A 6,139-nucleotide genomic window follows, 5' to 3' on the forward strand; every position below is an offset into this window, starting at 1 on the left:
AATCGCCTAGGTGGCCAGCTTGCGCGACTTCCAGTCGCCGCCCTTCTCCTTGCAGTACCAGCCGGTCCAGCTCTCGGACGCGCCGGCACGGCGGAACTCGCTGTGCAGCTGCCGGCACCGGTCGCCGTGGTCCTGCCGGGAACGCAACGGCGTGAACGCACCTTCGACCTTCCGCTCGCGGGTGTCGGGGGGCAGCGTGAACGTCACGCGCGCACCGTCGGCGCCCTGCTCCAGCGTCCTGCGGAAGACGCCGGTCAGCACGTCGAGCTGCTTCTGCGTGAGCGTGCCGACAATGGTGCCAGTGAGGTAGTGATCAAAGTAGGCAATGGCCGTCCCTGCCGGCGCCAGCCCGGCAAGGCATGCGCCGGCGCACGCCAGCGCGCGCAAGACCCCGAATCGGCGGTTCATGTCGGCTCCTTCGACGTGGTGCCGTGGCAAGCGTGGCGTGACCTGCGAGCACTGGCGCCCGCCGCGTACGGTTTCAGTCTTCCTTGCCAAGGTAATCATCGACCGCGCTGCCCACGGTGGGGTGGAACTTGTCGCCGAACGCTTCCATCAGCTCAAAGCGCTTGAGCTTGTCCCGCACCGGGTCTTTCATTTCGGCGAAATGCAGGGCAATGCCGCGCTCGCGCAAGATACCGCTCAGTTCGCGCAGCATGTCGGCCGACGTGACGTCGACGCTGGTCACCGGCTCGGCCGCGACCACGACACGGCGCACCGGCGTCGGCGAGTCGTCGATCGCTTCTATCAGGCGTTCCTGGAACAGCTCGGCGTTGGCAAAGAACAGCGGCGCGTCCCAGCGGAACAGCACCAGTCCGTCGATGCGCCTGGCCTCCGGGTAGCGCCCGGTATCGTGGTACCCGCGCAGCCCTTCCACTTTCCCCAGCACGGCGTAGTGCGGCCGCCAGCCGTCCCAGAGGAATTCGATCACGGCGATGACCACGGCCAGGAAAATGCCCTGGATGGTGCCAAACACGGCGACGGCGGCGAAGCACACCATGGACAGCCAGAACTCCCACTGCTGGATGCGGTAGATGCGCTTCAGGTCGGATATCTCGAACAGGCTGATGGCCGCGGCGATCACCACCGCGGCCAGCGCGCTGCTCGGCAGGTACTGCAGCAGGTTGGGCGCGAACATCAGCAGCATGGCCACGGCGAGCGCGCCGACCACGCCGGTGAGCTGGGTCTTGGCACCCGCGGCTTCCGCCACCGGCGTGCGCGACGAGCTGCTGCTGATCGGGAAGCCCTGGAACAGTCCCGCCGCGAGGTTGGCGGCGCCCAGCCCCACCATCTCCTGGTTCGGATCGACCCGGGTATTGGTGCGGGCGGCATAGGTGCGCGACAGCACGCTGGTGTCGGCGAAGGCGATCAGCGCGACCGCGCACCCGCCCACCACGATCTTCACCAGGTCAACGCCCTCCAGCCACGGCACGACAAAGGCCGGCAGCCCTTGCGGCGTCTTGCCCAGCACCTTGACGCCCTGCTGGTCCAGGTCGAACACACTGACGACGAGCGTGGCGACGACCACTGCAATCAGGATGCCCGGCACTCGCTCGAAGCGCTTCAGGGCCAGGATCACGACCAGGCTGCCGGCGCCGACGGCAAAGCTGTACCAGTGAATCTGCCCCGCCAGGATGGCGCCGCCCAGGCTGAGCATTTCCCGCAGCGGTCCGGCATCCTCGACGGAAATCGCGAAGAGCTTTGGCAACTGGCTGACCAGCACGGTGAAAGCGATGCCGTTCATGTAGCCGTAGCGGATCGGCTTGGACAGCAGTTCGGCGACGAAGCCCAGGCGCATCAGCCCCATCACGATGCAGACCACCCCCGAGACCACCGCCATCATGCTCGCCACCAGTACGGCGCGCGCCGGATCGCCGCCGCCGAGCTGCAGGACCACGGCCAGGATCGGCGCGGCCAATGCCGAGTCCGGGCCGAGCACCATGATCCGGCTCGGCCCGAACAAGGCGTACGCCAGCAGCGGGACCATGGTGGCGTAAAGCCCGTAGACGCCAGGTACGCCGGAGGCCACGGCGTAGGCGATGCCCACCGGCATCAGCATGGTGGTCAGCACCAGCCCGGCGGCCAGGTCGCTCGGCAGCCAGTCCGCGCGGTATGACTTCAACACTTGCACGCCAGGAAGCCAGCGCAGCCACCCTGCGGTCTTGCCGGCGTCCCGCCCTGCGAAGCGCGTGAGTTTTTGGGGCTCCATGAGCAGCGATCTCCTTCGACACGCATCGACTATAGGCGGTGGCGGCACATTCATGCCATGCCATGCATTGCGGGCGCCTCGTGCATGCCGGAGGCGCCAGGCGGGGCGCCCGCTGCGGCGGTCCCCCCCTCCTCCCCGCGCTTCCTCTCGTTTTCCCCGATTGTCCCCGAATGCAAAGGCGTTGTCCCGGAAAGCCAAACTCACGGCAGCCAATACTAGATACTTCGCGGGTCACAACCGGCCTGCGCCACTGCCAGCAAGAGCTCTGCTTCCCCTGCTGGCGTTAGCCGCAGCCGCAACCGCAGCCGGTGCACTACAGGAAGAGCTTCCATGATCGGGCAACCCACTACCCCTCGCGCAATTGCAACGTCCTCGGGCACAGCATCGCAATCCGGCCTCTACGGCTGGATCGTCTTTGCCCTGAGCTTTGGCCTGCTGCTGTCGGACTACATGTCCCGCCAGGTGCTGAACGCGGTGTTCCCGCTGCTGAAGGCCGAGTGGTCGCTGAGCGACACCGAGCTGGGTGCGCTGGGCGGCATCGTGGCGCTGATGGTCGGCTTGCTGACATTCCCTCTGTCGATCCTGGCGGACCGCTGGGGCCGGGTCAGGAGCCTGGTGCTGATGGCCGCGCTATGGAGCCTGGCCACGCTGGGCTGCGCGCTGGCGAACGGCTTCGGGCAGATGTTTATCGCACGCCTGTTCGTGGGCATCGGCGAGGCGGCGTATGGCAGCGTCGGCATTGCCGTGGTGTTGTCGGTGTTCCCGCGCCACCTGCGCGCGAGCCTGAGCTCCGCCTTTATCGCCGGCGGCGCGTTCGGCTCGGTGCTGGGCATGGCGCTGGGCGGCGCGTTATCGGCGCATTTCGGCTGGCGCTGGGCCTTTACCGGCATGGCGTTGTTCGGGCTGGCGCTGGTGGTGGTGTTCCGCCTGGCCGTGACCGAGCCGCGGCTGCAGGCCCGGCGCAAGGCGCTGGGCGAGGAGGCTGAGACCGCATCGCGCGAGCCCGCCATGGCGCTGCGCCCGCTGCTCGCCGCCCTGTTCTCGGCGCGCTCGATCCTCTGCGCCTATGTCGGCAGCGCAATGCAACTGCTGGTGATGGGCGCCCTGATCACCTGGATGCCGAGCTACCTGGCGCGCTACTACGGCATGGCCACGGATCGCGCCGGCGTGGTCGCGGCGGGATTCGTGCTGGCCGGCGGCGTCGGCATGGTGCTGTGCGGGGCGATGACCGACTGGATCGCCCGCCACGCGCCGCGCCGCAAGTGGGTGATCGCAGTGGCCTATAGCCTGACCTGCTGCATCCTGCTGTTGACCGCGTTCCGGCTGCCGGCGGGCAGCGCGCAACTGGCGCTGATCGGTGCCGGCATGCTGTTTGTCGGCGGCACCGCCGGCCCCGCCAGCGCCGCGGTTGCCAACCTGACGCGCCCGGCCATCCACGCCACCGCCTTTGCCACGCTGACGCTGGCCAACAACCTGCTGGGCCTGGCACCCGGACCTTTCGTCACTGGCCTGCTGGCCGACCACATCGGCCTGAGCGGGGCGCTGCAGCTGGTGCCGCTGGCATCGCTGCTGGCCGCCGCCGCCTTCCTTGCCGGCCGCCGCTACTACGCCGCCGACCTGCTCCGCCTGGAGGGCCGTCACGAAGGCGCCGCTTCCGAAACCTCTCACTGACTTTCCTGCATAACCATGAGCCTTTCCCCTGACACCACCGTGCTGCTGGTACCTGGCCTGCGCGACCACGTCGCCGAGCACTGGCAGACCCTGCTCCAGGCACAGTTGCCCAACGCGCGCTCGGTGCCGCCGCTGGAGCACGACAAGCTGAGCCGCGATGCCCGCGTCGCGGCGCTGGATGCCGCCCTGGCCGCGATCGAAGGCCCGGTCATCCTCGTCGCGCATAGCGCCGGCGTCATGATCACCGTGCACTGGGCCGCGCAACACCACCGCAAGATCCGCGGCGCGCTGCTGGCCACCCCCGCCGACCTGGAGTCGCCAATGCCGGCCGGCTACCCGGACACCGCCACGCTTGCGCAACACGGCTGGCTGCCAATTCCGAGGAGCCCGCTGCCCTTCCCGACCATCCTCGCGGCCAGCCGCAACGATCCGCTGGCGACCTACCAGCGCGCGGCGGAAATGGCCAGCGACTGGGGCAGCAAGCTGGTCGACCTTGGCGAAGTCGGCCACCTCAACCCCGCCGCGGGTTACGGCCCATGGCCGCGCGCGACCGCGTTGATCGATGAGTTGCTGCGCGCCGGCTGATCCGGCGCATTGATTCCGCAGTAGCTGGCAATACCAAACCAGACGGAAACATCCGCATCCCAAAACCAAAGGAAACAAGGGGAGAACAATCCATGAAAATCAGGACCCTGGCCGCAGCCGCAGCGCTGGCCTGCTCGGCCGGCGCCCTCGCGCAGTCGACCGTCACGCTGTATGGCGTGGTGGACACGAACCTCGAGTACGTCAACCATGTAGGCGCGGTGCCCGTGGCGAGCAACCAGTTCAACCGCGGCCCGGCAAACGATGTCTACCGCATGAACTCGGGCGGCATCTCCGGCTCCCGCTGGGGCATGCGCGGCACCGAGGATCTCGGCGGCGGCCTGAAGGGGCTGTTCGTGCTGGAGAGCGGCTTTAACCTCGACACCGGCACGATGCAGCAAAGCAACCGCCTGTTCGGCCGCCAGGCCTTCGTCGGCTTGCAGAAGGACGGCCTCGGCCAGATCAGCCTGGGCCGCCAGTACACCTCGATGTTCGAGGCCCTGGCCAACTTCTCGCCGACCGCCTATGCCACCCAGTACGAACCGGTGGTACTGCAATCCGGCCCGAACTTCCGCGCCGACAACACCATCAAGTACAGCGGCAAGTTCGGCCCGGTCACGGCGCTGGCGCACTGGTCCTTCGGCACCGGCCTGGCCCTGCCGGCGACCGTGGGTATTGCCACGCCGATCGGCGGCAACGGCGAAGTGCCGGGGCAGTTCCGGCGCGATACCGCGTGGGGTGCCGCGGCGGCTTACCAGGGCGGTCCGTTCGGCGTGACCTTCGGCTACGACCAGTGGAACCCGACCATCGGCACGAGCAACGGCACGGTCAAGAAGGCCGTGGTTGGCGCCAGCTATTCGTACGGCCCGGCAAAGATCATGGGCGGCTACCGCTGGGGCCAGAACAAGAACGCCGCGGACGTGGTGATCCAGCGCGACGATTTCTACTGGATCGGCGCTACCTACCAGGTCACCCCCGCCGTCGGCCTGACGCTCGAATACAACTACGACGACGTCAAGAGCCTGTATGGCGACACCCATGTCGCCAATCCTTGGCAGGTCGCCTTCGTCGCGAACTACGCGTTCTCCAAGCGCACCGACTTGTACCTGACCACGGCATACGCCAAGAATGCCGGCCTGATGATGGAATCGCTGGCCACGGTCTATGCCAACAGCCTGTCTCTGGGCAACAGCTACGTGCTGGCCAACGGGCAGAGCAACATGTTCGGCGCGGCAGTGGGCATCCGCCACAAGTTCTGATAACGCGTCTCGCAGCATCGACCCTGCAACCGATGCTCTTTCGCGGCCGTCCGGGATTCCGGGGCGGCCGCGTTTTTTTGTGCGCCCAGCATGGGCGCACTCTTGTGGGTGCAAGTCCCACCGTAAGTTGATCACAGCGAACGAAGCGAAGCGCAACTGCGAAAGGGCGACCGATCGTGGGGAGGAAGCGTGGAGCGAAGCTGCGAGCCGAGGGACACGAACCGGATAGAAGGCGGTGCCGACCAGGACGAGCGGGCAAAAAGCCGCGAAGTTCTCGTGATCAAGGGGAGGCGGCGTAAATCCGGCGGCTGCGCAGCGAAGGAGTGCGTTCTTACCTGGGGAGATCTCGCCTCATGCCTGAAAGGGCAACGGCGTCGAGCCGGAGCGAGAAGTCAGCAGAGGTCGAAGTAGTTGGGGG

At 67.4% G+C, this 6,139-nt stretch carries 5 protein-coding genes; 3 read left to right on the plus strand and 2 right to left on the minus strand.

The window, feature by feature from the left end:
- Nucleotides 1–6 precede the first annotated feature (6 nt).
- Nucleotides 7–408 carry a hypothetical protein gene (locus tag K309_RS0121315; RefSeq protein WP_029048306.1) on the minus strand — a complete coding sequence of 134 codons (402 nt, stop codon included), beginning with the start codon at nt 406–408 and terminating at the stop codon, nt 7–9.
- 73 nt (nt 409–481) lie between these two features.
- Nucleotides 482–2,209, minus strand: coding sequence for a SulP family inorganic anion transporter (locus K309_RS0121320; protein WP_029048307.1), 1,728 nt, complete (start codon nt 2,207–2,209; stop codon nt 482–484).
- Nucleotides 2,210–2,539: 330 nt separating this feature from the next.
- On the opposite strand from K309_RS0121320, the gene K309_RS0121325 reads away from it, so the two are divergent.
- From K309_RS0121325 to K309_RS0121335, 3 genes are all read left to right on the plus strand, one after another.
- The gene (locus tag K309_RS0121325; RefSeq protein WP_029048308.1) at nt 2,540–3,880 is read left to right on the plus strand and encodes an MFS transporter; all 1,341 of its coding nucleotides are present in this window, start codon (nt 2,540–2,542) and stop codon (nt 3,878–3,880) included.
- 15 nt (nt 3,881–3,895) lie between these two features.
- Nucleotides 3,896–4,465: an RBBP9/YdeN family alpha/beta hydrolase gene (locus K309_RS0121330; protein WP_029048309.1), complete on the plus strand. Its 570-nt coding sequence runs from the start codon at nt 3,896–3,898 to the stop codon at nt 4,463–4,465.
- 92 nt (nt 4,466–4,557) lie between these two features.
- Nucleotides 4,558–5,721, plus strand: a complete 1,164-nt coding sequence (locus K309_RS0121335) for a porin (RefSeq protein ID WP_029048310.1) — start codon at nt 4,558–4,560, stop codon at nt 5,719–5,721.
- The last annotated feature ends 418 nt before the right edge of the window (nt 5,722–6,139 follow it).

It is taken from the genome of Cupriavidus phytohabitans (assembly GCF_000426345.1).
GTDB lineage: Bacteria > Pseudomonadota > Gammaproteobacteria > Burkholderiales > Burkholderiaceae > Cupriavidus.